General features: G+C 42.9%; 24 protein-coding genes. 19 read left to right on the forward strand and 5 right to left on the reverse strand.

Annotation, left to right across the window (positions count from 1 at the left end):
* Window positions 1-76: 76 nt before the first annotated feature.
* Window positions 77-961, reverse strand: a complete 885-nt coding sequence (locus P4361_RS18355) for a LysR family transcriptional regulator (protein ID WP_328090407.1) — start codon at window positions 959-961, stop codon at window positions 77-79.
* A gap of 133 nt (window positions 962-1,094) precedes the next feature.
* Here P4361_RS18355 and P4361_RS18360 point away from each other — a divergent pair, with 133 nt between their 5' ends.
* The 13 genes from P4361_RS18360 (at window position 1,095) to P4361_RS18420 (ending at window position 14,545) form a co-directional block, all read left to right on the forward strand.
* Window positions 1,095-2,174 carry an XdhC family protein gene (locus P4361_RS18360; protein WP_328090408.1) on the forward strand — a complete coding sequence of 360 codons (1,080 nt, stop codon included), beginning with the start codon at window positions 1,095-1,097 and terminating at the stop codon, window positions 2,172-2,174.
* Window positions 2,175-2,415: 241 nt separating this feature from the next.
* Window positions 2,416-2,865, forward strand: coding sequence for a carbon monoxide dehydrogenase subunit G (locus tag P4361_RS18365; protein WP_328090409.1), 450 nt, complete (start codon window positions 2,416-2,418; stop codon window positions 2,863-2,865).
* Between the two features lie 42 nt (window positions 2,866-2,907).
* Window positions 2,908-3,786, forward strand: a complete 879-nt coding sequence (locus P4361_RS18370; RefSeq protein ID WP_328090410.1) for an FAD binding domain-containing protein — start codon at window positions 2,908-2,910, stop codon at window positions 3,784-3,786.
* 27 nt (window positions 3,787-3,813) lie between these two features.
* A complete protein-coding gene (locus P4361_RS18375) occupies window positions 3,814-4,371 on the forward strand; it encodes a (2Fe-2S)-binding protein (protein WP_328090411.1) in 558 nt (185 codons plus the stop codon).
* Window positions 4,368-6,683: a xanthine dehydrogenase family protein molybdopterin-binding subunit gene (locus P4361_RS18380; RefSeq protein ID WP_328090412.1), complete on the forward strand. Its 2,316-nt coding sequence runs from the start codon at window positions 4,368-4,370 to the stop codon at window positions 6,681-6,683. Before P4361_RS18375 ends, P4361_RS18380 begins: the two co-directional genes overlap by 4 nt.
* Entirely contained in the window at window positions 6,680-9,013 is a 2,334-nt protein-coding gene (locus P4361_RS18385) for a xanthine dehydrogenase family protein molybdopterin-binding subunit (RefSeq protein ID WP_328090413.1), read from the forward strand. Before P4361_RS18380 ends, P4361_RS18385 begins: the two co-directional genes overlap by 4 nt.
* On the forward strand, window positions 9,010-9,636 hold the full coding sequence (locus P4361_RS18390) for a nucleotidyltransferase family protein (RefSeq protein ID WP_328090414.1): 627 nt from the start codon (window positions 9,010-9,012) through the stop codon (window positions 9,634-9,636). Before P4361_RS18385 ends, P4361_RS18390 begins: the two co-directional genes overlap by 4 nt.
* 39 nt (window positions 9,637-9,675) lie before the next feature.
* Window positions 9,676-10,980, forward strand: a complete 1,305-nt coding sequence (locus tag P4361_RS18395) for an FAD-dependent monooxygenase (RefSeq protein ID WP_328090415.1) — start codon at window positions 9,676-9,678, stop codon at window positions 10,978-10,980.
* A 55-nt stretch (window positions 10,981-11,035) separates the two neighbouring features.
* Window positions 11,036-11,905 carry a DUF3891 family protein gene (locus tag P4361_RS18400; protein ID WP_328090416.1) on the forward strand — a complete coding sequence of 290 codons (870 nt, stop codon included), beginning with the start codon at window positions 11,036-11,038 and terminating at the stop codon, window positions 11,903-11,905.
* Between the two features lie 33 nt (window positions 11,906-11,938).
* Window positions 11,939-12,718: an Asp/Glu racemase gene (locus P4361_RS18405; protein ID WP_328090417.1), complete on the forward strand. Its 780-nt coding sequence runs from the start codon at window positions 11,939-11,941 to the stop codon at window positions 12,716-12,718.
* Between the two features lie 25 nt (window positions 12,719-12,743).
* The gene (locus P4361_RS18410; protein ID WP_328090418.1) at window positions 12,744-13,115 is read left to right on the forward strand and encodes a DsrE family protein; all 372 of its coding nucleotides are present in this window, start codon (window positions 12,744-12,746) and stop codon (window positions 13,113-13,115) included.
* A 15-nt stretch (window positions 13,116-13,130) separates the two neighbouring features.
* The gene (locus tag P4361_RS18415; protein ID WP_328090419.1) at window positions 13,131-13,832 is read left to right on the forward strand and encodes an isochorismatase family protein; all 702 of its coding nucleotides are present in this window, start codon (window positions 13,131-13,133) and stop codon (window positions 13,830-13,832) included.
* Between the two features lie 35 nt (window positions 13,833-13,867).
* A complete protein-coding gene (locus P4361_RS18420; RefSeq protein WP_328090420.1) occupies window positions 13,868-14,545 on the forward strand; it encodes a GntR family transcriptional regulator in 678 nt (225 codons plus the stop codon).
* Window positions 14,546-14,630: 85 nt separating this feature from the next.
* Here P4361_RS18420 and P4361_RS18425 read toward each other — a convergent pair whose 3' ends face one another.
* The 4 genes from P4361_RS18425 to P4361_RS18435 form a co-directional block, all read right to left on the reverse strand.
* A complete protein-coding gene (locus P4361_RS18425; protein WP_328090421.1) occupies window positions 14,631-15,389 on the reverse strand; it encodes an IclR family transcriptional regulator in 759 nt (252 codons plus the stop codon).
* A gap of 172 nt (window positions 15,390-15,561) precedes the next feature.
* A complete protein-coding gene (locus P4361_RS18430) occupies window positions 15,562-16,806 on the reverse strand; it encodes an MFS transporter (protein ID WP_328090422.1) in 1,245 nt (414 codons plus the stop codon).
* A gap of 1,156 nt (window positions 16,807-17,962) precedes the next feature.
* The gene (locus P4361_RS23305; RefSeq protein WP_425590287.1) at window positions 17,963-18,187 is read right to left on the reverse strand and encodes a phytanoyl-CoA dioxygenase family protein; all 225 of its coding nucleotides are present in this window, start codon (window positions 18,185-18,187) and stop codon (window positions 17,963-17,965) included.
* Complete coding sequence (locus P4361_RS18435) at window positions 18,109-18,321, reverse strand: hypothetical protein (protein ID WP_328090423.1); 213 nt, start codon at window positions 18,319-18,321, stop codon at window positions 18,109-18,111. Before P4361_RS18435 ends, P4361_RS23305 begins: the two co-directional genes overlap by 79 nt.
* A gap of 280 nt (window positions 18,322-18,601) precedes the next feature.
* Between P4361_RS18435 and P4361_RS18440 the strand changes: the two genes are divergently transcribed.
* The 6 genes from P4361_RS18440 to P4361_RS18465 all read left to right on the forward strand — a co-directional run bounded on the left by P4361_RS18440 (window position 18,602) and on the right by P4361_RS18465 (window position 24,927).
* A complete protein-coding gene (locus P4361_RS18440; RefSeq protein ID WP_328090424.1) occupies window positions 18,602-19,264 on the forward strand; it encodes a GntR family transcriptional regulator in 663 nt (220 codons plus the stop codon).
* A 57-nt stretch (window positions 19,265-19,321) separates the two neighbouring features.
* The gene (locus tag P4361_RS18445) at window positions 19,322-20,353 is read left to right on the forward strand and encodes a Gfo/Idh/MocA family oxidoreductase (protein ID WP_328090425.1); all 1,032 of its coding nucleotides are present in this window, start codon (window positions 19,322-19,324) and stop codon (window positions 20,351-20,353) included.
* 26 nt (window positions 20,354-20,379) lie between these two features.
* A complete protein-coding gene (locus P4361_RS18450; protein ID WP_328090426.1) occupies window positions 20,380-21,369 on the forward strand; it encodes a zinc-binding alcohol dehydrogenase in 990 nt (329 codons plus the stop codon).
* A gap of 15 nt (window positions 21,370-21,384) precedes the next feature.
* Window positions 21,385-22,146 carry a sugar phosphate isomerase/epimerase family protein gene (locus P4361_RS18455; protein WP_328090427.1) on the forward strand — a complete coding sequence of 254 codons (762 nt, stop codon included), beginning with the start codon at window positions 21,385-21,387 and terminating at the stop codon, window positions 22,144-22,146.
* Between the two features lie 38 nt (window positions 22,147-22,184).
* Window positions 22,185-23,267 carry a Gfo/Idh/MocA family oxidoreductase gene (locus P4361_RS18460; RefSeq protein WP_328090526.1) on the forward strand — a complete coding sequence of 361 codons (1,083 nt, stop codon included), beginning with the start codon at window positions 22,185-22,187 and terminating at the stop codon, window positions 23,265-23,267.
* 358 nt (window positions 23,268-23,625) lie between these two features.
* On the forward strand, window positions 23,626-24,927 hold the full coding sequence (locus P4361_RS18465) for a sugar ABC transporter substrate-binding protein (RefSeq protein ID WP_328090428.1): 1,302 nt from the start codon (window positions 23,626-23,628) through the stop codon (window positions 24,925-24,927).
* Window positions 24,928-24,984: the final 57 nt, after the last annotated feature.

Genomic DNA, 24,984 nt, shown 5'->3' on the forward strand with positions numbered 1-24,984 from the left:
TTTGTAGAATTGAATCGTACACGATAATCCTCCTGATCATTTATGAGTATCGTAGGGTGACGAATGACTTTAAAGGTTAATTAAGTACCATTTCACTGCTTGTTTCGGACAAGAAAATATTCTCATAGAAAAGTTCATTTTTTCTACAGGCCAGGAAATACTCAATTTCGCAAAGCAGCAGATCTTCATGAATTGGAATGTGAACTAAATTCCCTTTCTTTATTTCGCTATGGAATGCAAGCGGTGGAAGAAAAGAAACCCCATTATGGTTGTGTATGAGGTCATGTACCAATTCGATTTGGTTCGTTGTAATCCTTCTTCGGCATTCCATACTCTTGAAGACAGATTGAATATGCGAAAAAGGCTTGTAGAAAATTAGATAGTCTTCTTTTAACTCTTCCAAATCCTCCAAACAGCAATTTGCCGCCAAAGGATGGTCCTGAGAGACGATGAGTCCGTATTTTTCTTTAAACACCGGATAGGATTCTATGTCTTTGTTGTTAATGGGGTCTGTAACGAATGCGAGATCAAGGATTCTGTCGTTGAGTGATTTAGCAATCAGCGATTGGTCCATAATGAGGAGATTAATATTCTGGTTGTGGACTTCATTGAGCATGTTGATTTTTTCATAGATAAATGGATGGGTTAATGCGATGGAACTTCCTACAGTCATTAAGCTATCATTGGCATTCTGGTTCAATTTGTCCTTTGCGTGTTTAAAGGTTTCCATGACTTGTTGGGCGTAAGGCAGGAACAGTTCACCTGCCCTTGTTAATTCTACACTCCGCTTCCCCGCTTTCCCTCTGACAAATAACTCCTGCCCTAATTCCTCTTCTAAATAGCGGATTCTGTTTGATATGGTTGGCTGGGGAACAAAAAGACTTTTGGCAGCTTCTGTAAAGTTTCCATTATCACAGACAATTAAAAAGGTTTCTAAATACAGCAGATTAATGAAAAACATCCCCTTTAGATTGATTATTTAGAATATTGATAATTTATAAAAAATAATATATCATTATTTACAATATGTAAATGAAAAATTACGAATAGTAAATAAAAGAGTGGGCTATTAACAAATAAAGGAGTGAACAGTAATGAATGATTTCTCCAGAATGTTGAATAGTTTAAAAAAAGATCCGTCGAAAACTTATGCTTTGGCAACCATCGTGCGTGTGGATGGTTCCTCTTATAGACGTGAAGGGGCAAAAATGCTCATTGGAAAAGATGAGAGCTATTATGGAACGATAAGTGCGGGATGCCTGGAAGAAGATTTAATTCAAAAGGCCAAGGAAGTGATTGCTTTATTTGAACCGAGAACGGTGAACTATGATTTGAGGTCGGAAGATGATCTTTCTTGGGGGCAAAGTGCCGGTTGTGATGGGGATATTGAAGTCTACATAGAGCCCATCGGTTGGGAGCTTAATCTGTTAGAGCGTAGTACATACCTATGGCCGTATATCGATCAACAATTAAATCACCATCTGGGTCTTTTGTCCGTAAAATGTATAAGTGAGGGGGACAACCAGGGAGAGATTACACTTTACTCTCTTGAAGGTGATGTTTTAGCTGGGACGCTGGGAAAAGAAGAAATTCTTGCCCCATATATTCAAACATTTTTAACTCAAAATGAGAAAGTGAAGCTTGTTCATATTGAAGAACTTCAACGTGATTATTTATTTGAGGAGTATCAGCCCAAGGAGAATTTATTTATATTTGGAGCGGGTCCTGATGCTGAGCCGCTGGTCAGTCTTGCTTCTCAATTGGACTTTTCAGTTGTGATCATTGATCCAAGAAGTGCACGCTGCAGTGAAACTTATTTTCCTCAAGCTGATCACCTCATTCCTGAACATCCAGACTCATTTTTTAATGATTTCCAAATTCCTATTAATAGTTATGTTCTTGTGATGACCCACAATTTTAATCGTGATAAGAAAATATTGCAGTACCTTTTACAAAATCCTCCGAAATATCTTGGGGTGCTGGGACCGAAGAGAAGAACCGAAAGATTGGTTGATACCCAAACATCCTTATCATGTATTCATTCACCCATTGGATTAAGCATTGGTGCGGAGGGGCCGGAGGAAATTGCGATCAGTGTAATGGCGGAGCTGATAAAAATAAGAAATGTGAGTTCTTTCAGAAAAAGAAGCGAATTAGTTGAATGCCAGATATGAGCTGACTAGTATAGAAGATCATCAAAAAGGAGGGTGCCGGGAAAGGGCAACCCTCTTTTTTTTATGTAAAGAGAGATAAGGTAATAGGAAAAATTTATCAAACCATAAAATTTAGGTATTTCACAATTATATATAATATATTTTATTATTTTTTATAACAGATAGAAAATTCAGATAAAATTTGTGCTATTGAAATTGTACAATATGTGCTTATAAAAATCCGGGAAGGTGGTTTTAAAAAATGAATGTAAAAGGTGAAATTATTGTTGATGCTAGCCAAGAAGAGGTTTGGAATGCACTGAATGATCCTGAGGTTTTAAAAAAGGCCACTCCTGGCTGTAAAGTCTTAACGGAAGTTGAACCGGACCGCTATAAGGCAGAGATTGAGATTGGTATTGCTGCAGTGCGCGGTGAGTATGAAGCAGAAATTAAAATCTTCGAAAAATCAGCTCCAAACAAGTACAGGATTCTCATGAAGGCGGACAGCAAGATGGGTTTTATCGAAGGAAATGCAGTGGTTGAGCTGAATTATAATCATCCGAAAACGGCGATTAAATATGACGGTGAGGCACAAGTAGGAGGAATGATTGCTGGCGTCGGCCAGCGCATACTTTCAGGCATTGCAAAAATGATCGTAAAGGATTTCTTTAAGAAAATTGCAAAGGAATCAAAAACAAGTACAGCCATTTAAGCTGAAATGATGACTACCAATTAGTCAGGGAAGAGGGATAACGTGAAGCCAGCGGTCTTTGATTATCATGTGCCAACGAGGCTTGATGAAGCATTACATTTACTGGACGATTTTGGATACGATGCGAAAATCATGTCGGGCGGCCAAAGTTTAATCCCTATGATGAATATGCGTCTTGCTCGTCCAAAAGTTCTGATTGACATCAATCAAATTAAGGAGCTCAATTACATACAGATTACCGATTCTGTGATTCGGATTGGAGGAATGACCCGCCACTTCCAAGTTGAAGAGTCAAAGGAGATCGCCGAGGTCTGTCCCTTGCTTACAGAGGGAATGAAACTAATCGGCCATTCTCAAATCCGTTCACGCGGCACAATTGGTGGGAGTGTGGTTCATGCTGATCCAACCGCAGAACTCCCTGTCATGCTAACCACCTTGGGAGCTTCCATTACTCTTCAGTCAACAGACGGGCGCCGATCGGTTGAAACTGATGAATTCTTTATGACCTATTTAACTACAACAATCGATATGAATGAAATTTTAGTAGCGGTTGAAATACCAATACCACCAGCAAGAACGGGATATGCCATTGATGAATTTACCTTAAGAAAAGGGGATTTCGCCATTGTACTGGCAGCTGCATCTTTAACGTTGGATGAAGAAGGAAAGGTAGCGGCTGCAATTCTTTGTTTGGGTGGCGTAGATGGTGTTCCTGTCCTTTTGGAAGAAGTGACCAATTGTCTGATTGGCCAGCTGCCTACGGAGGAGCTCATCACACAATGTTGCGCACCTATAGGTGATTTAGTGGATCCTGAGCCGGATATTCATGCAAGTGCGGAATACCGAAAGGACTTATGTGTGACTTATGCTGAGCGTGTATTGAAACGTGCTGCCAAGCGGGCTGCTGAACATCAGTGTTAATTTCAAGTATTTTACGGGGGTGGAACCATGGCACAAAGTAAAACGAGAATGATCACTTTAACCGTGAATGGGAAGGAATATAAAGTATCAGTGGAGCCGCGGATGTTATTATCAGATGTTCTTCGTGACGAACTGAGATTAACAGGAACCCATGTCGGCTGTGAACATGGAATCTGTGGAGCTTGTACAGTCATGATGGATGGCAGGCCTGTTCGCTCTTGCCTTGTTTTTGGAGTTCAGGCAGATCAAGCACAGCTTTCGACAGTAGAGGGACTGTCCGAGCCGGATGGAACACTCCATCCTCTGCAGGAAGCCTTTTGGGAAAAGCATGGACTGCAATGCGGATTTTGCACCCCGGGTGTATTGATGTCCGCTTGTCATTTCCTTGAGCAGAATCCAAATCCAAGCCGGGACGAAATCAGGGATGGCATCTCGGGTAATTTATGCAGATGCACAGGATATCAAAATATTGTGGATGCGGTGGAAATGGCCGCTGAAATGATGAACAAAAACAAAAATGAACGTAATGAAAGTGAATCAGAGGACCATGCGCTTGAATCCTCTGAAAGGATCGTGAAAGTATGACCATTGGAACGAGCGTAAAGCGAGTTGAAGACCCGCGTTTTATTACAGGAAAAGGGCGATATGTAGGGGATATTCGATTGCCTGAACAATGTGAGGCGGTGATTCTTCGCAGTCCCCATGCCCATGCTAATATTATTCGGATTGATACGGATAAGGCAAAGAGCTTTCCTGATGTCCAGTTGATTTTGACCGGTGAGGATTTACCGGAGGATTTGCTTCCCATTCCAATGCGCCTTGCGCCAAATGAATCATTGACTAAAGCGCTCCAATATCCACTTGCCAAAGGAAAGGTTCGCTATGTTGGGGAGCCCGTCGTTTTAGTCGTGGCATCCTCAAGATATACTGCAGAAGATGCTGCCGACTTGATCGATGTTTGTTATGAACCGCTTCCTCCACTAACCGATGTCCATAAATCTGTTCAGGAAGTTACGAATCTATTGCATCCCGAAATCGGAAGCAACGACCTGTTTGTTATTCATTCCAAAAAGTCAGATGCAGATGAATGTTTGAAAAGATGTCCTCATGTACTGGAAAGGGAGTTATATATCCAGAGGCATTCAGGTATTCCAATGGAAACACGAGGGCTTCTTGCCACTGTGGACACGGATGAACGTCTTGTGGTCTATGGTTCAACAAAGGTGGTTCACTTCAATCAACATATTCTCTCCAGGCTGTTAAAGAAGGATCTTAAAGAGATTCGGTTTATAGAGACAGATGTAGGAGGTGGGTTTGGACCAAGGGGAGAGTTCTATCCGGAGGATTATTTGATTCCCTATGCAGCACTGCAGCTTGGCCGCCCGGTTAAGTGGATTGAAGACCGGCTTGAGCATATGAAGGCGACCAACCATTCCCGTGAACAGAAGCATTATGTAACCGTAGGGTTTGATGAGACGGGGAAAATACATGCTTTTAAGGATGACATTTTCATAGATACAGGGGCTTATATCAGGACACACGGTATAACGGTGCCGGAATTAACCCAAGGAATGCTGGCGGGACCGTATGATTTTCATGCGATAGAATTTACTACCCATGTTGTGGCAACCAACAAGACACCGACCGGAACCTATCGGGGACCAGGAAGGTTTGAAGGAACCTTTGTTCGTGAACGTATGATTGATATGGTTGCAAAGGAACTCAATCTGGAACCTACTGTGGTGCGTGAGCGGAATTTAATAAAACCCAGTCAAATGCCCTATTCCAATGGGATTTCTGCCTTGGGACAAGTCATTGAATATGACAGCGGCGATTATCCACACATTCTGGAAACCGCACGTCAAGCGGTGGGCTGGAAGGAGTTCCCTGAGAAAAAGGCGATGGCCAAACGTGAAGGGAAACACATTGGGCTTGGCTTTGCCATGTTTGTTGAAAAGTCTGGTCTAGGGCCATGGGAGTTTTGCGAGGTTGAATTTACGAAAAATGGAGAGCTCATATGCCGAACAGGACTTGCAGATATTGGACAAGGGGTGGAGACCGCTCTTGCACAGATTTGCTCAGAACAATTGGGAATTCCCTATTTGAAAGTGAAGGTCATTCACGGAGATACGGATGCAGTTGAAAAAGGGAATGGTTCTTTTGCTACCCGGGGAACGGTTGTAGGCGGATCAGCCGCTTGGTATGCGGCTGAAGCGCTCAAGCGAAAGATACTGCAGGCTGCCTCTGCACGATACAAACTTCCAGTTGATGACCTTGATATCAGCAATGAATTCATTTTTCACACGGAAACGAGCACGAGAGAACCTATCTGCAGGCTATACGATGTTCTGGATGATTGCGAAAAGCAAGGGATAGCGCTGCGCGAAAAATATACGTTCTCCATCGATCATATGTCTTATCCCTATGGCATCCATGCAGCAGAGGTTGCTGTTGATATTGCAACTGGAAAAGTAAAAATTGAAAAGTATTATATCGCTTATGATGTTGGCCGGGCAATCAATCCCATGCTTGTTCATGGACAGCTGGTAGGAGGGATGGCTCAAGGTTTAGGAGGGGCCATTTATGAGGAACTTCGTTACGACGAAAATGGACAGTTGACTACCGGTTCATTCATGGATTATTTACTGCCAAGCTCTGTGGAAGTACCTGAAATGGATATTCAAATTCTCGAAAATTCCCCCTCGCCCTTAAATCCTCTTGGGGTAAAAGGAGCGGGTGAAGGCGGTACTGTGGCAGTAGCTCCAGCAATAGCGAATGCCGTTATCAATGCTTTGGAAGATTTTCCCCTTCAAATTGTGTCATTGCCCATTCGCCCTGAGCAGATAAGAGAAGCCATAAAAAAAGGTTCTGTTAAACGTGAGGAGGAAGCAACATGAAGTATATCGGGAAGGCGATAAAGCGCAAAATAGATCCTCGCCTCATCAAGGGAAACGGACGATATATTGCTGATCTAAACGTTCCAGGAACACTCAGTGCGGCTTTTCTAAGAAGTCCTCATGCACATGCACGCATAAAGAGCATCGACTTGGATCAGGCACGTGAACTTCCAGGTGTAGCTGCGGTTTATGGACCGGAGGATGGAAAGGATTTTCCTTCCCTGCCCATTTTGTTTCCTCATCCCAAATTAGTGCCGGTAACACAGCGTCCGCTTGATTCCGTCGTGCATCACGTGGGTGAACCGGTTGCTATGGTCATCGCTTCAAACCGTTACATTGCTGAGGACGCGATTGAGCTGATTACGGTGGAATATGAACCTCTTCCGGCTGTCGCCCATTTGGATGATGCGATTAAAAATGACGCGCCTCTTGCCCATCAGCATCTCCAATCGAATGTCGCGGCTCATTTCCAGCAATCCGTAGGGGATGCCAAGGCGGCTATGGAAAAAGCCCCTATCGTTGTGCACCATAAGTCAAGAATAGGCCGGGTCAGCTGTCTTCCCATTGAAACAAGAGGTTTATTGGCGAAGTGGGATGATAATGGGTCAGAACCTATGCTGGAAGTGTATGCGGCAACCCAGAGCCAGCACGAGATGCGTTCCATTTTAGCCAAGCTGCTCAGCATGTCGGAAAATAACGTCAAGGTCATTGCACCAGATGTCGGCGGTGCATTTGGCGCAAAAGCCATATTCTATGTAGAGGATTTTTTGGTTTCATGGGCTGCAAGGCGGATAAAAGCTCCTGTCAGATGGATCGAGGACCGTATGGAGCATATGATGAGTTGTATTCATGAAAGAGAGCAATATCATGAAGCCAGCCTCGGAGTTTCAGAGGATGGGAAAATCATAGCCGTCATCGATCATATGCTGGCCAACAATGGCGCCTACGTCCCATGGGGAATTATCGTGCCGATCATGACATCCTCTTTAATCCCGGGTCCTTATAAAGTTCCAAACTACTTTTGTGATGCAAAGGTCATCTATACGAACACCGTTCCGCTTGCGCCCTTTCGCGGAGCAGGTCGTCCGCAGGCGGCTCTTATTATGAATCGGCTGCTCGATCAAGCAGCAAAGAAGCTTCACATGGATCCGGTGGAAATTCGCCGACGCAATTTTATTCAGGCGGACGAGTTTCCTTATAGGACGGGCCTGACTTCTCGTGATGGAAGTCCACAGATTTATGACAGTGGAAATTATGAGAAGGTATTGAACGATGCTGTGGAACTGTCCGGGTACTCTGATTGGAGAAAGTGGCAGCAAGAAGAAAAGGAGAACGGACGATATATTGGAATAGGAGTGGCTTCGTGCATTGAAAATACAGGCTTTGGTTCCTTTGAAGGAGCAACCGTCAGAATTGAAACTAGCGGTGACCTTACTGTATTAACAAGCGCGGCTACCCAGGGGCAGGGGCATGAAACCACTTTTGCCCAAGTGGCTGCAGATGTCTTTGATTTGCAACTGGAGAAGGTGGCTGTACGTCAGGGGGATACGAGTCTGATTACATATGGTACAGGAACGTTTGCCAGTCGGATGGGGGTACTGGTAGGTTCTGCCGTATATAAAGCAGCGTGTGTGTTGAAGGATAAGGCACTTCAAATAGCCGCAGAGAGGCTTAATGTGGTAAAAGAAGAGCTGATCATAAAAGAAGGTACTGTCATTTGGATGAAAGAACCTACCTATACACTAACGCTAGGGGCATTGGCGCGGGAAGCAAAAGGGCTCTTTCCGGGTACAACTTTTCCCTACTCTGTTTCTCCGGGTTTAGAAGCAACTGAATATTTTGCACCAAAAGCGGCATCCGTAACGGGTATGACGGATATTGCAGTAGTTGAAATCGATCCTGAATCCTGTGCCATTCAAATTCTTGATTATACCTCAGTACACGATAACGGCAAGCTGCTTAACCCGCTAGTGGTCAAGGGGCAGGTCCAGGGAGGAATATCCAACGGAATCGGAACTGCTTTATATGAGGAGATCGTATATGACAACCAGGGCCAGCTGCTAACCAGCACATTAATGGATTATCTCGTCCCATCCTCCTATGAAGTGCCTGAAATGAAGATTGGCCATGTTGAAACACCTTCCCCTTTAAACCCTTTAGGCATGAAAGGAGCGGGAGAAAGCGGGACGATACCCGTACCGGCCGTTATCCAATCTGCGGTTGAGGATGCATTGAGGGATTGGAATATTACATTGGAAACAATACCGGTTAAACCGGCACATCTCAAGATGCTGATGAGGAATGCCAAAAGGACTGTAGGCAGCCTATGAAGGCCGGCTCCTCCGGTGAAGTATATGGCATTGTCCCTGCAAGCGGATTTTCAAGAAGAATGGGGAGTCAAAAGCTTGTCCTTCCCTGGCGAAACAAGGCCATACTGTCTCATGTTCTTGAAACCGCCGCCCAATCCCATTTGAAAGGCATCTACACGGTGATCCCTGAGGGGGAGGAGGAACGGAAGCACATTGTATTGAAGGTAGGGTGCAATCCTATCATTAATACCCTACCCAGTAATGGTATTGGTCACAGTTTATCTCTTGCCATAAGCAAACTTCCTCATACTGCGGATGCGGTGATGATATTACTCGGCGATCAGCCTGAATTGAGACGGGAGGATATACAACGCGTACTCCTTCGTTTTGCTCATTTCCAATCTGGGACTGACAAGGGGTCTAGGGTTGTTATACAAACGCGGTATGGTGATGGGCAAGTAGGTCATCCCATTTTATTTTCCAAATCGTTTTTTTCTGATTTAGCTCAATTGGAGGGGGATCGCGGAGGAAACAGAATTATACGCTCAAATTCGGATTGTTCCTTATTGGTTGAGAGTCCGCATCGGTATCCTCCCGACATTGACACCATGGCCGATTACGAAAAGTTGTTAATTCGTGAATGACAGAGGACCAAAATATGTAAGAAAAAGGTGATCTTTCTCATGGAGAACTTAAAAAAAGATGTGACGTCAGATGTTTGTATTGTAGGCGCTGGGCCTGCGGGGATGTTATTGGGTCTTTTATTGGCCAAGCAAGGATTGAAAGTCGTTGTTCTTGAACAAAACTCCGATTTTCACCGTACGTACCGTGGTGAAATTACCCAGCCCCGTTTCGTTCAATTAATGAAACAATTAAATTTGCTGGATTATATAGAATCTCATGACCACGTAAAAATTCCTGAAGTTACCGTTTTTCATCAAGACAAGGAAATTATGAATCTCAAATTCGATACCTTGATTGAGGGAGAAAGCTACTGTGCAAGATTGACCCAGCCAACTCTATTGGCCGCATTGCTGGAGAAAGCAAAGAAATATCCTAACTTTACACTATTATTTAATACAAAAGTTAAGGATTTGCTTCAAGAAGGGGACAAAACAGTTGGTGTTTCTGCCCAAGCCAAACAGGGTGATCAGATTAATTTTATGAAAGATGAGATCTTTGAGGGCGAATTGGCTGTAAATGCTGCAGTAACCGTCGGCGTAGACGGAAGGAATTCAACGATAGAGCGGCTTGGGAATTTTGAACTGGATCTTGAATATTACGATAATGACTTGTTATGGTTCTCGTTCGAAAAACCGGATTCATGGGACTATAATATCTACCATTTTTATTTTCAGAAGAACTATAACTATCTGTTTCTGCCGAAGCTGGGAGGTTACATACAATGCGGGGTTTCCTTGACCAAAGGAGAGTATCAAAACATTAGAAGAGCGGGCATTGAGGCATTCAAAGAAAAAATAACTCAAGATTTGCCTGTTCTAAGCACTCATTTTGAAGGTGTTCAGGATTTCAAAGAATTTGTTTTGCTTCAGTGCAGGATGAGATATGTCAGGGAGTGGGCGAAAGAGGGAATCTTGCTGATTGGAGATGGTGCCCATTGTGTGACACCATGGGGAGCAGTGGGGAGCACGCTTGCAATGGGAACCGCTGTTATTGCAGCAGATGTTATTTATAAAGGGTTCCAAACGAATAATTTGTCTCTTGAAACACTGAAACAAGTACAAAGAAGACGTCATGAAGAAGTGAAGTTAATCCAAGGCCTTCAATTAACACTGGAGAAATTTTTGACCAGAGATCCTGTGAAAAAAGAATTGGCTCCTCTCATCTTCAATTTGGCAAACAAAATGCCGGATATCATAAAGACGTACAAAAACCTGTTTACCAGGGAAAAGCCTCTGGATATTGATGAAGTTTTCATTTTTGAAGACGACATGGTTGAGAATAGACAGCCGTCCATTGTTGTTTAAGAAATGCATTTGTGCATAAAGATGCCAGCTTTCACAAAAGTTCCGGGAAGGGAGCATGATGATGTTTATAACTAAGCATGACGATGGATATCTATATGTTGTTAATCAATATGATCATTCTGTACAAGCCGGGGAAGTTGCCAGACATTGGGGGAATGAAAGCTTTGATCAGCCGGACTATTTTAACTCCCTTTGCCTTTCGGTTGAAAAACATGATATTGGATGGATTGAATCCGACGAAAAGGTTCTGTTTAACCATGAAACAGGACAACCTGTTCCCTTTTTAAGCGTTAATCTGATGCAGCATGTTGATTTTTACGGAAAAGGCTATGAAAAGGTAAAAGCGGAGGATCCTTATGCCGGACTTCTGGTCGGTATGCACTGGATGGGGTTGTATACCAGCCGCTTTGGGTATGATCCTTCATTTACTTTTAATATTCCCGAGGATTTGGCACCTCAAATTGATCAAAAGATTGTGAGCATGCAGAAGGAATGGATAGATTTAAAAATGGGCATTTGGCAAAAATCAGAGCCGAGAAGCCAATTTGAAAATAGTTTATGGATGAACTATGAGATCCTACAGTTTATGGACAGGCTGTCTCAATATGTATCCATGCATAAACCCGATACAACCAATAAATTAATCATGGGGCCCGTTCGAAAAGAGCTCTCAAGTAAAGGGGTCATGGTTACAGTACAAGGACAGGGAGATGGAACTATTGTAGTGGATCCGTATCCTTTTGGAGCTGAAGAGGTCGAAACTACCGTCCTGATACGAAAAATCCCAGATAAATCTTATCCCTCACATGCCGATGTCTTCAAGGAACTGGAAGAGGCAGAGGTTGAAAAAGTAACCTGGAAGTTTATTTCCCCCGGGGAAAGGGATAGGACAACACCCGCGGCTGCGGAAAGCGTCACATTGTAAAAATAAAAAAGCCATTAATAAGGAGGTTGTACCATGGATAAAGAATATCGACTCGGTCTGATTGTACCCAGCTCCAATACAACAATGGAAAAGGAAATTCCGGCAATGCTTAAAGTAAGAGAACAAATCGTCCCAAATGAGAGATTTACCTTCCACTCAAGCCGGATGCGAATGCAGCATGTGACAAAGGAAGAACTGGCAAAAATGGATACGGCTAGCGATCGATGTGCGTTGGAATTATCAGATGCCCGTTGTGATGCATTGGCTTATGCTTGTCTCGTTGCAATTATGAGCCAGGGGCCGGGATACCATTGCCTGTCGGAAGACCGGCTATCCAAAGTGGCGAAAGAAAACGGTACACCGGTGCCGGTAATCAGCAGTGCAGGTGCTCTAATTGAAGGCATCCAGGCCATGAGCGCCAAAAAAGTAGCGATCATTACACCATACATGAAACCCTTGACCAATATGGTGATTGAATATATTGAATCGGCAGGAATTGAAGTCACGGATTCCATCAGTTTGGAGGTTTCCGATAATATAGCGGTTGGGCAACTCGATCCATTAAACTTGGTTCAAATTGCAGATCACCTGAACACGAGCAATGCCGATGCGGTGGTGCTGTCGGCATGTGTACAAATGCAATCGCTTCCGGCCATTGAAATCGTTCAAAATAAATTGAATCTGCCGGTTACTTCGGCAGCTGCTTCGACTGTTTACAAGATATTAAAAGAGCTTCACCTGAACCCAGTCGTGCCGCATGCAGGTCACCTTTTGTCCAACGAGTTGCATTCTGTTCTATTGGAAAACAACTAAAATCACGAATGAGGGGGAATAGAAAATGGCAAAAATTCTTATACATTTGACGCACGGACCAGATGCACCCACTCAGGCTGACAGGGCATTTTTAATGGCTAAAGCGGCCATTCAGGAAGGACATAATGTTTCTATGTTTCTTGCAGGGAGTGCGGTACAGCTTTTTCGTGATGAAATTTTGGATAGTGTAATCGGTATAGGTGATGGTGTAACGTCCTTGAGAGCATCCTATGAAACCATTATATCGGGTGGCGGGGACATTTTCTTGTCTAGAATTTCCTGCGGGGCACGTGGCATGACGGAAGAGGAATTAAGCGGGAAAAGGGTGGAGCTGATCGAACCGAATGTATTCATTCAGCTTACAGTGGACCATGACCGAGTAATTACATATGGATAAAAAGGAGAAATTGTGATGAACCGGATTTGGGAAGCTTATTTAGATGAGCGAGATAAGAAAGTATACAAGCGTGCAGGGCTTGGAACAAAAATGGGCATTGGCCAAAAGGCAGCCCTTGTCATTGTCGATGTACAATACGGCTTTACAGGCGATTCACCGGAGGAGATTGAAACCTCCATCCAACGCTATCCCACAAGTTGCGGGGAGAGCAGCTGGACAGCAATCAAGCATATTAAAGAGCTACTTGATACGGTAAGGGAACTGGGGCTTCCTGTATTTTATACGATTATTGAAGGAAATCCTTCCTACTCTAACGACCGGGTGGCCATTAAGGGGAATATTTTTGATCATCCTTTACTTTTGGAAGGGGAAAAAGGGACACAGGTCGTTGAGGAGTTGAAGCCGCAGCACGGCGAGCTTGTCATTTCAAAGAAAAAACCGAGTGCATTCTTTGGGACGCCTCTCAGTTCCTGCCTGACAGCCCAGCAAGTAGATACTGTCATTGTAACAGGATGTACAACAAGTGGATGTGTACGTGCTACCGTCATTGATGCATTCTCACATAATTATCAAGTCGTTGTTCCTGAAGAATGCTCATTTGATCGTGGAATAACGTCTCACGCAATTAACTTATTTGATATGCAGCAAAAGTATGCTGACGTTTTGCCGGTAAACGAACTAATAAAGGAGCTCGCGTGCTTAAAAGCAACGGTATAATATTTTAAATGGGCGAGAGTGAGGGGGTTGAAAAGGTGGAAATCGGCAAGCTCCAAAAAGAAACGACCTCCATGGCTGTTTACAAGCATATTTATCATCTAATCATGACTGGAAGTTTTTTGCCTGGTGAATGGATAAGAGAACGGAAGCTCAAGGAAATGCTAGGAGTAAGCAGTACGCCGATTCGTGAGGCATTAAAAATGCTCGTTCAGGAAAGAGTGTTGGAATCAATCCCTCATCATGGAGTACGAATCAAAATGTTTTCTCTTAAAGAAATTGAAGAAATCTATCTTCTTCGAGCTGAACTGGAAGGTTTGGCCGCCCAGCTTGCCGCTAAACGGGGATCACCATCCCAGTTGAAAAAAATGGACGAGATCCTTCTTTTAACGGAAAAAAAGATGAAAGAAAAAAGTGGCCTCCATGACGTTGAATCTCTTCGGTTAAACAACCAGTTTCATGACCTTATTGTGGAAATGAGCGGAAACCAAGCGCTGAAAAACATGTTATATAACCTTCGGGCCGGAATTGATATGGTAAGGATCATGTCTTGGAAGAGCAACACCAAGCGTTCTTTTGAGACATTGCATCAGCACCAATTGATTGTGTATGCCATTAAGGCCAGAGACCCTGTTTCAGCAAGACGGAGAACCGAGGAGCATATTTGGGATTCTGTAAAACTAGTGCTGCAAGCTGCCAGGGAACTAACCCATTAAATCAATCAAAGGGAAAATCATACTGTCTTTTCAAGTTTAGCGCCTAACGTTAAAACTCCTCTCAAGTAGAGGAGTTTTCGTGTGATTAATAAGAGGATTGAAGTGATTGTGTTAATTCCCTGCATTCTTTTTTTAACAATGTAATTAAATAAGACTCATCCGTAAGATCCAAAATCCCCTTTATTCCAACGATTGATATGGTTGCCGCAATCGTATTGTCTTTCCCAAACACAGGACACCCGACGGCAACTATTCCAGGAATCAGGGATTCTTCTGTAACAGAATAGCCTTTGTTTCGGACATCTTTTATTTCTTGATTAATGGTTTTGGCGTCGAGCCGGTGTTCCAATATCTCCCTGTCCAGATCGTCTTTTATCCTATGCTCCGGTAAATAAGCGGCAAATAATCTTCCTGATGTTGTTTGTACAATACTTGTTTTATAACCTACTTGAATTCCGATATTAATTTGACGTCTGCTCTCTTCAATATCGATCGGATATGGGGCGTTCCCTCCCCATATTGAAAGGAAAACGGTTTCATTTAAGAGGTCTCTTAATCGAATGAGGGTGGGCCTTGCCAGATCTTTTATATCTGTGCTTCTCGATATGTTATTGCCTATTTTTATAAAGGCGGGTCCTATCGAGTATTGCAGAGAAGGATTTCGTTGCAGGAACCCCGTTCGGCAAAGACTTGTCAGGTACCGGTGGAGTTTGGGTTTGGATACCTCGCAGATTTCGGATATTTCGGTAATATCAATAGGCCGGTTGGCTTCACTAACTTTATTTAATATATGAATTCCGAATTCCAAAGACTGGATACCTTGCCCGGTCATTTCTGTATCCATTGTTAAATCTCCTTTTAGCGTCATGATGTAGAAATACAAGTATATAAACAATAAAATAGATAGGCAAGCTTTTTATAACGATTGCAAGGATATTAAAAATGTACTGAATGCCCTTCAAGCAGGGGATTCAGTACATTTTTTACGACTTTCGGATGAATAGACTTACAAATACTTATAAAGCCTCCTCAACCACTTGTTCGCTCTGGGTTTCTTCCGGGACCTTCACCCGTGTTTCTCTTCCTAATAGCAGGACATTTAAAGCTGCTATTATACAGGCCACAAAAAACATGATGAAAATGGTGTTAAAGGAAACCTTGTTGGCGATGAGAAAACCAACCAGCAATGGGCCGATAATCGCACCAATACGCCCTGCTGCATTGGCCAAACCTGATCCCGTTGCACGGACATGGGAATCATAATGGTCAGTGGTATAAGCGTATGTTGTTCCGGTGACACCGAGATAGAAAAAGGAGAGAGCCATCCCTCCTGCAATCAGCATAGGCAATGAGGTGGCTGTTCCAAAAATAATGGCGCTGACGGCAGCCAGAGACAGATAAGTTACTAATACAAACTTTCGCCCTACTTTTTCAACCAGCCAGGCGGCACTAAAGAATCCAGGCAATTGGGTAAGTGTCATAAGCAAAACGTAACCAAAACTTTTAATTAAAGTAAAACCTTTTAAGACCATTACAGAGGGCAGCCACAAGAACATGCCATGATAGGAGAACATTACAAAAAACCATAGAATCCATAACATTGATGTATCACGGGCATATTTTGGCGACCATAGCATTTTAATACTTTCAATGATAGATGTTCTCTTCTTGGAGGTAGAGTGGAATTGGGGAGAATCGGGAAGACCCTTTCGCATATAGATGGCCAATAGTGCAGGCAGGGCACCAATGATTAAAGCAGAGCGCCAGCCCCAGAGGGGCATGATAAAGTAAGCAATGGTGGCGGACAGGATCCATCCAACCGCCCAAAAGCTTTCCAGAAGGACCACCATTTTTCCCCGCTTATAGTCGGGTACATTCTCAGCCACCAAAGTAGAGGCAACCGGAAGCTCTCCGCCTAATCCAAGTCCAATAAAAAAACGGAAAATGAGAAAAATGGTGAAAGATGTTGCTAGAGCGGAAAGTCCACTCGCGACAGAAAACAAGAGAACGGTGAACATGAGAATCTTATTTCTGCCCATTCGATCAGCTAATGTACCGGCTACTATGGCTCCAACAAACATGCCGATTGCATTTACAGTACCAAGTAACCCGGCTTCTTGAGGCGTTAATCCCCATTCAAGGATCAATGCAGCAGCAATAAAAGATATGAGGCCCACGTCCATAGCATCAAAAATCCAGCTAAAACCTGAAACAATAAAGATTCTGCGGAATGATACTTTATTTTCGCCTGTTGATTTCATGAACAATCACGCTCCTTCTACTTTTTAACTACTTATTTGGCTCAATTAGACACAAAAACTAAAACTTCCCCTTTATCAAATCGTAATCGATATTAAATATAATGTTAAATATCAAATGTTTATCAGAATATAAATCTTTTGGATGTTAGTCAGAGGTTTATATCATTTGATAAACTATCTATAATAGATGTAACTGGAAAACCAAGAAGGCAGGTAAGTAATGTGACGACGATATATGATATTGCCAAACGAGCCAACGTTTCTTCCATGACCGTTTCAAGGGCATCCGTATATCGGAAAAATGGAGCTTGTGAAGCAGGATCATATTGGTATATTGGTTGGTAGCGCGATATTGAATGACCCTGCGGATCGCTTCCTGCTGGCTGAATGTTTCAGCCTCTTGTCCTTTCACATGGGGGAGCCATAAACTGAAAGAAAACTCGTTCGAACTCGATTGAATTCTTTAAACGGAAAGTTATCGGTAGCTTGTAAAGCTCCTGGACATTAATAACATTGGCAATTTGAAACGTAAAATGACACCAAATAAAGACTGTTTCTTCATTAGACACTTTATAATGATCATGCTCAACATAAGGAGGAATAAGTGTAACTGTGCCAGGACTGATTGAATATGTAGTTTCTCCCACTCTACCATGGCCTCCCCTTTTTTGTGATAAGTCATCGCATAGAATGGACGAACTCTTTTAAAAGTCATTAGTTTCTTTCGGTATTAAGTTCAGCACTTTCAACCAATAAATTCAGGATTTTTTCCATTTTAATTCCTCGCTTATACCTAAATCATCATGTAATTCTTTTGATAAATTAGTAGTGTATAACCACATCTGGGTTATGGAGATATCAAGAAAAAGGTCAATACCATTATAAGGTATTGACTCTTTTTATTCAGGCGTTTTATTTGCAGCTCTATTTATCCAATAGCTTAAGCTGTCTTATTACAGCCGACCAAACTTTTCAACAGGTACACTGCCTACAGGGTTATGATTTTACTCATCCATTCCACGGACTAAGTTGGCTCTGAATTATGGCCAGGCTTTTGTATCGAGACACTTGACTTCGGTAGTTGAAAATCGGATCGTTAATCCTATACGCCAGCGATTAGATGGATTGATAGATAGGAGAACCATGAACGGCTGCATCATCGTGTAATGAGATTTAGGGGGGATAACGGCCAGCAAGGTGCATCCTGATGCCATGCAACCGTATCTTTTGAACCTGGGGCTTTGGAGAAAAAGTGGGATCCCCATAAATAAGAATTGGGTCCTAGAATGTCCTCTACATAATTTAATATTTGCGAATGTGTGCAATCATCATATAACCAACGGCTCGAACGATGCCACGTATTAATATTGAAAAATGGGATTCACCAGGTTTTAAAGCTTTGATCCTTAAGTTTAATTCGGTTACCTCTGTTTCATTAAATACGGCTAAACCTGTTAAAAAGCCACTTTCATGATAGGTTTCCTGTTGCTCAGTGGATAACCTTTGAAGAGACATATTGTTATTCTCCCTTTCTCATTTGAAATGTTATCCCTTAATTCAATTATAATTGTCAGTTAAAGAAAATATATGGGATAAATACATGGGTTTTTGACACTTTTACAGGTGAACAATAAAAGAGTGAAGGAGGTGTTTTAAGTGAAAAAGTTAGTTGTTGGCAAGAATTACCGTTAAGCGCTTTCAAAATAACGATTTACAATTGATATTTGCTTTGCTAATATTCTGAATATACTAGTATGGTAGTATGGCAGTTTATGAATACTTGGAGGAGAACTAATTGAAATCAAATCTCTCTACTAGGGACCAGGTTTATACGGATCTGAAAGAACAAATTTTAATTCTTCAGCTTACTCCAGGGACAGGTATTTCCGAAAAAGAGATATCATTACAATTCAATGTAAGTCGTACCCCGGTGAGAGAGGCGTTTCTGCGTCTGGCACAAGAAGGTTTAGTCGATGTTTTCCCGCAGAGGGGAACGTTTGTATCTTTAATAGACTTAGAATCTGTGGAAGAAGCTAGGTTCATGCGCGAGCATGTGGAGAGAGCTGTCATTCGGCTGGCTTGTGACTATTTAACACAGGAAAACCTCATGGAATTGGAAACGAATGTGAGCTTCCAAAAGAAATGCATAAAGGAAAAAGACTTTAAAAGAATGTTTGAGCTGGATGAGGAATTTCACCACACGATTTTTGAGGGGTGTAATAAAAGTAAAACCTGGTCAGTGATTCAACAAATGAATCTGGATTTTAATCGAAGCCGGTTGTTAAGGTTGGTAGCGGACTACAATTGGGACCATATTTTGAATCAACATGTACAGATTTTAGAAGCGATAAGAAAGAAAGATGCCGATCTTGCAGAAAAATTGACGGAAGATCACTTGATGCTGGCAGTTATTGATAAACAGTTATTAAAAGTACATTACCCAAGCTACTTCAAGTGAGAACAAGAGAATAAGCGACTGCCAGACTATCAGGATAATACTTGGAGGAGTTGACGAATGAAAGAGGTTTTGAACTTCGGAATCGTTGGATATGGTATGATCGCCAAAATTCATGCGACGTGCATCGATGAAATACAAGGCGCTAAATTAATTGCAGTATGCGGTAATAACCAGAACAAAGCAGAATCTCTTGCGGCCAGTTACGGAGCACAAGTCTATACGGATTATGATGAGATGCTAGCCAATAAGGACATAGATGTTGTTTGTATACTTACGCCGAGCGGAACGCATGCGGAGCTGGGCATGGCTGCCGCCCTGTCCGGTAAACACATCATTGTGGAAAAACCGATTGACGTCACGCTTGAAGCGACCGATAAACTTCTCGAGACATGCCGCGTCTGTCATGTAAAACTTTGCTGCATTTCCCAGCATAGATATGATCCCGCGATTGTTGAATTAAAAAAGGCGGTGGACACCAACCAGCTTGGGCAGTTGAACTTTGGTGTCTCACGCACAACCTGGTACCGCTCCCAGGAGTACTATGACAGTAATAGCTGGCGCGGTACGAGGGCATTGGATGGGGGAGGCGCACTGATCAACCAATCCATTCACTACGTGGATTTACTCCAATACATTATGGGACCTGTGGATCAAGTTTTTTCGTATTGTGCCAACAGAGCCCATGAGAGAATTGAAGTGGAAGATATTGCGGCTGCAACCGTTAAATTCAAGAATGGGGCTATTGGATTCATCGAAGGGAATACAGCAGCCTATCCAGGATTTAGTGCGAGATTGGAGATCTACGGATCCGAGGGCAGCGTTATTATCGAAAACGACCAGGTAAAAGAATGGAAATTTAAAAGCGACCGCATAGAGGAACCGCCTAAGGGAGAAAAGAACCATATTGTCGGCTCATCCAACGCGAATATCTCGCATGACTCCCATAAGCAGCAAATCCAGGACTTTTTGCTCTGCATCAAGGAAGACAGAGAGCCGTTAGTTAATGGATGGGAGGCAAGGAAGACGCTAGAGATCATTTTATCCATTTATCAATCATCCAAAACGGGACTACCGGTCAAGATCAAATAAAAATTAAATGTTCAAGGAGATAAACAATGAAGAACCATGTGTTAGTAAGCGAAGAAAAGGGAAAAATCGCGCTTAACGAATTTGAAATCCCAGATCCAGGCCATGACGAAATTCAAGTGAAAGTACACGCCTCGCTCATCAGTCCAGGAACGGAAAGGGCTTTTGTTCTCAATATGGACAATACATCAGGAGAATATCCGATGTATCCGGGGTACAGCTCATCAGGGGTCGTCATTAAGGTCGGACAAGATGTAACCGATTTTAAGGTAGGCGACCGTATAGCGTGTCACGGCATTGGACATCGTTCCATAGGGAACATCAGGCAAAAACGGGCGGTCAAAATTCCAGATGGTGTCTCTTTTGAATTGGCTGCGTTTACATCGCTAGGGGTTATTGCTTTGCAAGGGGTCCGTAAAGCAAGACTGGAATTGGGAGAATCCGCTATGATTTTTGGTTTGGGAATCATTGGCCAATTATCACTTCAATTAGCCAGGCTAAATGGGGCATTGCCGGTCATCGGAGTAGATCGTGTACAAAACCGATTGGAGTTAGCCAAGCAGTGTGGCAGTGATTTTTCTCTGGATTCGTCCGATGAGCATTGGAGGGAGACCCTGAACGATGTGACAGAAGGGAAAGGTCCGCATGTGGTCATCGAAAGCACGGGTGTCCCAGAGGTCATCAGCACTTGTTTCGAAATGGTAAGAGACTTCGGCCGCGTTGTGATCCTGAGCAGTACGCGCGGGAACAGTACCATCAATTTTTACCGGGATGTTCATAAAAAAGCCATTACCATTCTTGGAGCACATATCTCTGGAAACCCTGTTTCGGACTCGCGGCCCGGTTATTGGACCTGGAGGGAAGATGGGACAGCGTTCTTGAACCTTATCAAGCACGAGAGACTAACCTTGGAGCCGATGATCACGGATCGTGTCCATTGGAAGCAAGTGGAAAATGTATACAGAGATATGCTGTCATGGAACTACAATATGATTGGTACTTTGATCAATTGGGATTAAGGAGTTGATTTGCTGGTGTACTCATTTGGATGGTGCAGGGGTATTGAAGATGCGGAACTTCTTAAGGAAGCCGGTTACGATTACATTGAATGTGCGATTACTGAGCTCAAATTGGAGCAAGAAAATGAGTTTAAAAACATCTTGTCCCGTTACCTCGACAGCCCTCTTCCTGTAAAATCGTTTAATTTATTTTTTCCGGCAGATTTAAAAATCGTTGGACCGGATGTCGATTGCTACAGGATTGATCGATACGTAGCGAGGGTGGCGGAAGCCCTTAACCGAATCGGAGCTAATATTGCGGTTCTTGGAAGCGGAAGAGCCAGAGCCCTTCCTGATGGTTGGGAGAGCGAAAAAGCGGAAGAGCAGTTTGTCAGAACGCTGGAAAGAATCAGCGATGAATTTTCCGGCAGCGGTTTGGTACTTGCCATTGAACCCCTTAATCGAAAAGAAACCAATCTGGTAAACAGTGTGGAGGAAGCGAGCAGATTTGCTCAAATCATAAACCGGGATTCGATAAAAGTCCTTGCCGATCTGCACCATATGGAACTAGAAAATGAGCCTTTTCAGACGCTGATCGATCATAAAGATTGGCTTGCTCATATCCATGTGGCGGATACTGGGCGGTTATCACCCGGAACCGGGGCGTATTCGTATGATCAGTTTGCAGAACGTTTGAAAATGTCCGGTTACAGCGGAATGATTTCTGCTGAATGTACCGTTCGAGACACTCGTGAGTTTGAAGACAGCCTGGTTTTCCTAAAAGGAACGTTCACTTGATTGTAAGCTATGACCAAAGGTGGAAGGGGCAGTTGGATTTGAATAAAAAAGACGGAATGACTTATGCCCCACAAGGAAAACCAAAGCCGGTCGTGGAAGACGGGGAATTTCCTTTTGCAGCCGTGTCATTGGATCATGGGCATATTTACGGAATGTGTAACGGATTGACAGAAGCGGGGGCCACCCTAAAATGGGTTTACGACCCGGATCCCAAAAAAGTTGAAGCCTTTCTTCAAGTATTCCCGCAAGCGAAAGTGGCGGCTTCAGAAGAAATGGTGATGAATGATCGAGAAATCCGTCTTATTGCCGGAGCTGCGGTGCCTTCAGAACGTTGTGCGCTCGGACTGCGTGCGATGGATCATGGAAAAGATTATTTCACGGATAAAACTCCTTTTACCACTTTGGAGCAGTTAGAACAGGCGCGGCAAAAGACGGCAGAAACAGGTTTGAAATATACGGTGTACTTCAGCGAACGTCTGCATGTGGAAAGCTCCGTACTTGCCGGACAGTTAATACAAGCGGGAGAAATCGGGAAGGTTGTTCAGATTACCGGTTTCGGTCCCCACCGTTTAAATGCTCCCAATCGTCCGGACTGGTTTTTTAAAAAGGAAAATTACGGAGGCATCCTTTGCGATATCGGTAGCCACCAAATCGAGCAGTTTTTATATTATGGAAGCTGTAAGGATGCAAAAGTGCTCCACAGCAAAGTAGGCAACTACGGCAATCCGCTATTTCCGGAATTGGAGGACTACGGGGATGCCACCCTTGTTGGCGATAACGGGGTAACGAATTTCTTCAGGGTCGACTGGTTCACTCCTGATGGATTACCGACTTGGGGAGATGGACGAACGTTCATCATCGGTACCAAAGGGCACATCGAACTTCGTAAATATGTGGACATAGCACGTGAAAATAGCGGAAATCAACTGTATCTCGCCAATGACCAGGGTGTGGAGCATTATTCTCTGGACGGAAAAGTAGGCTTTCCTTTCTTTGGTGAACTCATCCTTGATTGTTTGAATCGTACCGAGGTGGCAATGACCCAGGAGCACGCTTTCAAAGCCGCTGAATTGTGTTTGATTGCGCAGGAAAATGCTGTCCGGATCGTTCCCTCTAACTGATTTTCAAATACTCACAACCTGGGAAAAGTTTTGGCTAATCATCCTGTTATCTCTGCGATAACAGGAAGCAATCAGGGCAGGGGGACCGGATTCCGGAGATACAGAGGATGTTGAACCGGATGAACGTGTTTGCAAATATCAGACTCTTCAGTCGATTAGTTGAAAACTGATTCAATAAGTTTTCTGCAATATATTGGAAATAACTTTTAGAAGCCAGCCTGCTGGAGCTTGATGGCAAATCGGGGAAGCGACCCATGATGCTATGCTTTTAGGCTGGATGATTAACAAAGAAGAGAAATACTTCGCGTTTAGGAACAATGAAAATCCATATAAAACCACAAATCAGGAGGAGAAGTTAATGTTAAAAAGGGGTATAAGCTTTGTAATCGTTTTGGTATTAGCAGTTGCTTTAACTGCCTGTTCAAGCAGTAAACAAACGGGGGGAAGCGGAAAAACCACCATCGAATTTTTGCACTCTTCGGTTGAACAAGAGCGTATAGCGGTATTAGACAAGTTGATTGCTAAGTTTGAGAAAGAAAATCCAAATATTAAAGTTAAACAAGTTCCGATTGAAGAAGATAAAATTAATACAAAAATTATAACTCTGGCTAATTCAGGAAAGTTGCCGGCTGTTGTTGAAGCTGGGCAGGACTACGCAAAGGTAATGGATAAAGATCAACTTATTGACAAAGGTGCAGTAAAAAAGATCATCGATGAAGTTGGCGAAAAAAATTACTATGAGGGCGCTTTAAACTTAATGAGAACGGAAAACGGTAAAAGTTTTACAGGGGTTCCAATGAGCGGTTGGGTTCAAGGGATCTGGTACAATAAAAAAATGCTTGCATCAAAAGGGTTGGAAGAACCAAAAAATTGGGATGATGTACTGTCAATCGCTAAAGCCTTTACGGATAAAGGGAATAAAAAATACGGAATCGCATTACCCACAGTGGAAGGCAATTTCTCTGAACAAGCATTTTCTCAATTCGCTTTGTCCAACAATGCCAATGTGCTGGACAATAATGGGAAATTAAACATTAATACACCTGAAATGAAAGAGGCTTTATCTTATTACAAAGAATTGGCTCAGTATACGATGCCTGGATCCAATGATACGACTGAAGTTAAAGATGCATTCATGAACGGTACAGCACCAATGGCGGTTTATTCTACGTATATCCTGCCATCTGTCTTTGAAGAAGGAAATGCGAAGAATATTGGTTTTGCCATCCCTACGCAAAAACAAAAGGCCGTTTATGCTTCTGTATCTTCCTTAACCGTCACTTCAGGATTAGAAGACAGCCAAAAAGATGCTGCAGTAAAATTTGTGTCTTTTATGTCAAAGCCTGAAAATATGACCAAATATGTATTGATGTCCCCGGGAGGGGCACAGCCGGTTAATAAAGGGGTAACAGAAAATAAAGAATATCAGGCCAACGAAGTGGTGAAAGCCTTTGGTGGTCTATCGAATGAAATCGCAGCTTCTTTCGATCAAACCCAAATATTTGGTTTAGTCGATGGAAAAAACTTTCTAAAGATGGGGGATGTAACAAGTTCAGGAGCGATTGCTAAAATGGTAAACAGCGTCACAGTAGGCGGTAAAAAAGTCGACAGTGAAATAGAAAATGCAAAAAAAGGCATTGAAAAGGTCTTGAAGAAATAAAGGGACATATGAAAACAAAATGTGTTTAACTTGTATAACAAAAGCCAACGGAGACAA

Source organism: Fictibacillus sp. B-59209 (genome assembly GCF_036216745.1).
GTDB classification, from domain to species: domain Bacteria; phylum Bacillota; class Bacilli; order Bacillales; family Fictibacillaceae; genus Fictibacillus_C; species Fictibacillus_C marinisediminis.

What these genes read in the sequence shown, in the direction of transcription:
- P4361_RS18415 (WP_328090419.1), top strand. Translation starts at nt 13,131, where the DNA reads ATGAACCGGATTTGGGAAGCTTATTTAGATGAGCGAGATAAGAAAGTA.
- P4361_RS18445 (WP_328090425.1), top strand. Translation starts at nt 19,322, where the DNA reads ATGAAAGAGGTTTTGAACTTCGGAATCGTTGGATATGGTATGATCGCC.
- P4361_RS18435 (WP_328090423.1), bottom strand. Translation starts at nt 18,321, where the DNA reads ATGTCTCTTCAAAGGTTATCCACTGAGCAACAGGAAACCTATCATGAA.
- P4361_RS18400 (WP_328090416.1), top strand. Translation starts at nt 11,036, where the DNA reads ATGATGATGTTTATAACTAAGCATGACGATGGATATCTATATGTTGTT.
- P4361_RS18405 (WP_328090417.1), top strand. Translation starts at nt 11,939, where the DNA reads ATGGATAAAGAATATCGACTCGGTCTGATTGTACCCAGCTCCAATACA.
- P4361_RS18385 (WP_328090413.1), top strand. Translation starts at nt 6,680, where the DNA reads ATGAAGTATATCGGGAAGGCGATAAAGCGCAAAATAGATCCTCGCCTC.
- P4361_RS18450 (WP_328090426.1), top strand. Translation starts at nt 20,380, where the DNA reads ATGAAGAACCATGTGTTAGTAAGCGAAGAAAAGGGAAAAATCGCGCTT.
- P4361_RS18395 (WP_328090415.1), top strand. Translation starts at nt 9,676, where the DNA reads ATGGAGAACTTAAAAAAAGATGTGACGTCAGATGTTTGTATTGTAGGC.
- P4361_RS18465 (WP_328090428.1), top strand. Translation starts at nt 23,626, where the DNA reads ATGTTAAAAAGGGGTATAAGCTTTGTAATCGTTTTGGTATTAGCAGTT.
- P4361_RS18365 (WP_328090409.1), top strand. Translation starts at nt 2,416, where the DNA reads ATGAATGTAAAAGGTGAAATTATTGTTGATGCTAGCCAAGAAGAGGTT.
- P4361_RS18380 (WP_328090412.1), top strand. Translation starts at nt 4,368, where the DNA reads ATGACCATTGGAACGAGCGTAAAGCGAGTTGAAGACCCGCGTTTTATT.
- P4361_RS18360 (WP_328090408.1), top strand. Translation starts at nt 1,095, where the DNA reads ATGAATGATTTCTCCAGAATGTTGAATAGTTTAAAAAAAGATCCGTCG.
- P4361_RS18410 (WP_328090418.1), top strand. Translation starts at nt 12,744, where the DNA reads ATGGCAAAAATTCTTATACATTTGACGCACGGACCAGATGCACCCACT.
- P4361_RS18390 (WP_328090414.1), top strand. Translation starts at nt 9,010, where the DNA reads ATGAAGGCCGGCTCCTCCGGTGAAGTATATGGCATTGTCCCTGCAAGC.
- P4361_RS18425 (WP_328090421.1), bottom strand. Translation starts at nt 15,389, where the DNA reads ATGGATACAGAAATGACCGGGCAAGGTATCCAGTCTTTGGAATTCGGA.
- P4361_RS18355 (WP_328090407.1), bottom strand. Translation starts at nt 961, where the DNA reads ATGTTTTTCATTAATCTGCTGTATTTAGAAACCTTTTTAATTGTCTGT.
- P4361_RS18430 (WP_328090422.1), bottom strand. Translation starts at nt 16,806, where the DNA reads ATGAAATCAACAGGCGAAAATAAAGTATCATTCCGCAGAATCTTTATT.
- P4361_RS18375 (WP_328090411.1), top strand. Translation starts at nt 3,814, where the DNA reads ATGGCACAAAGTAAAACGAGAATGATCACTTTAACCGTGAATGGGAAG.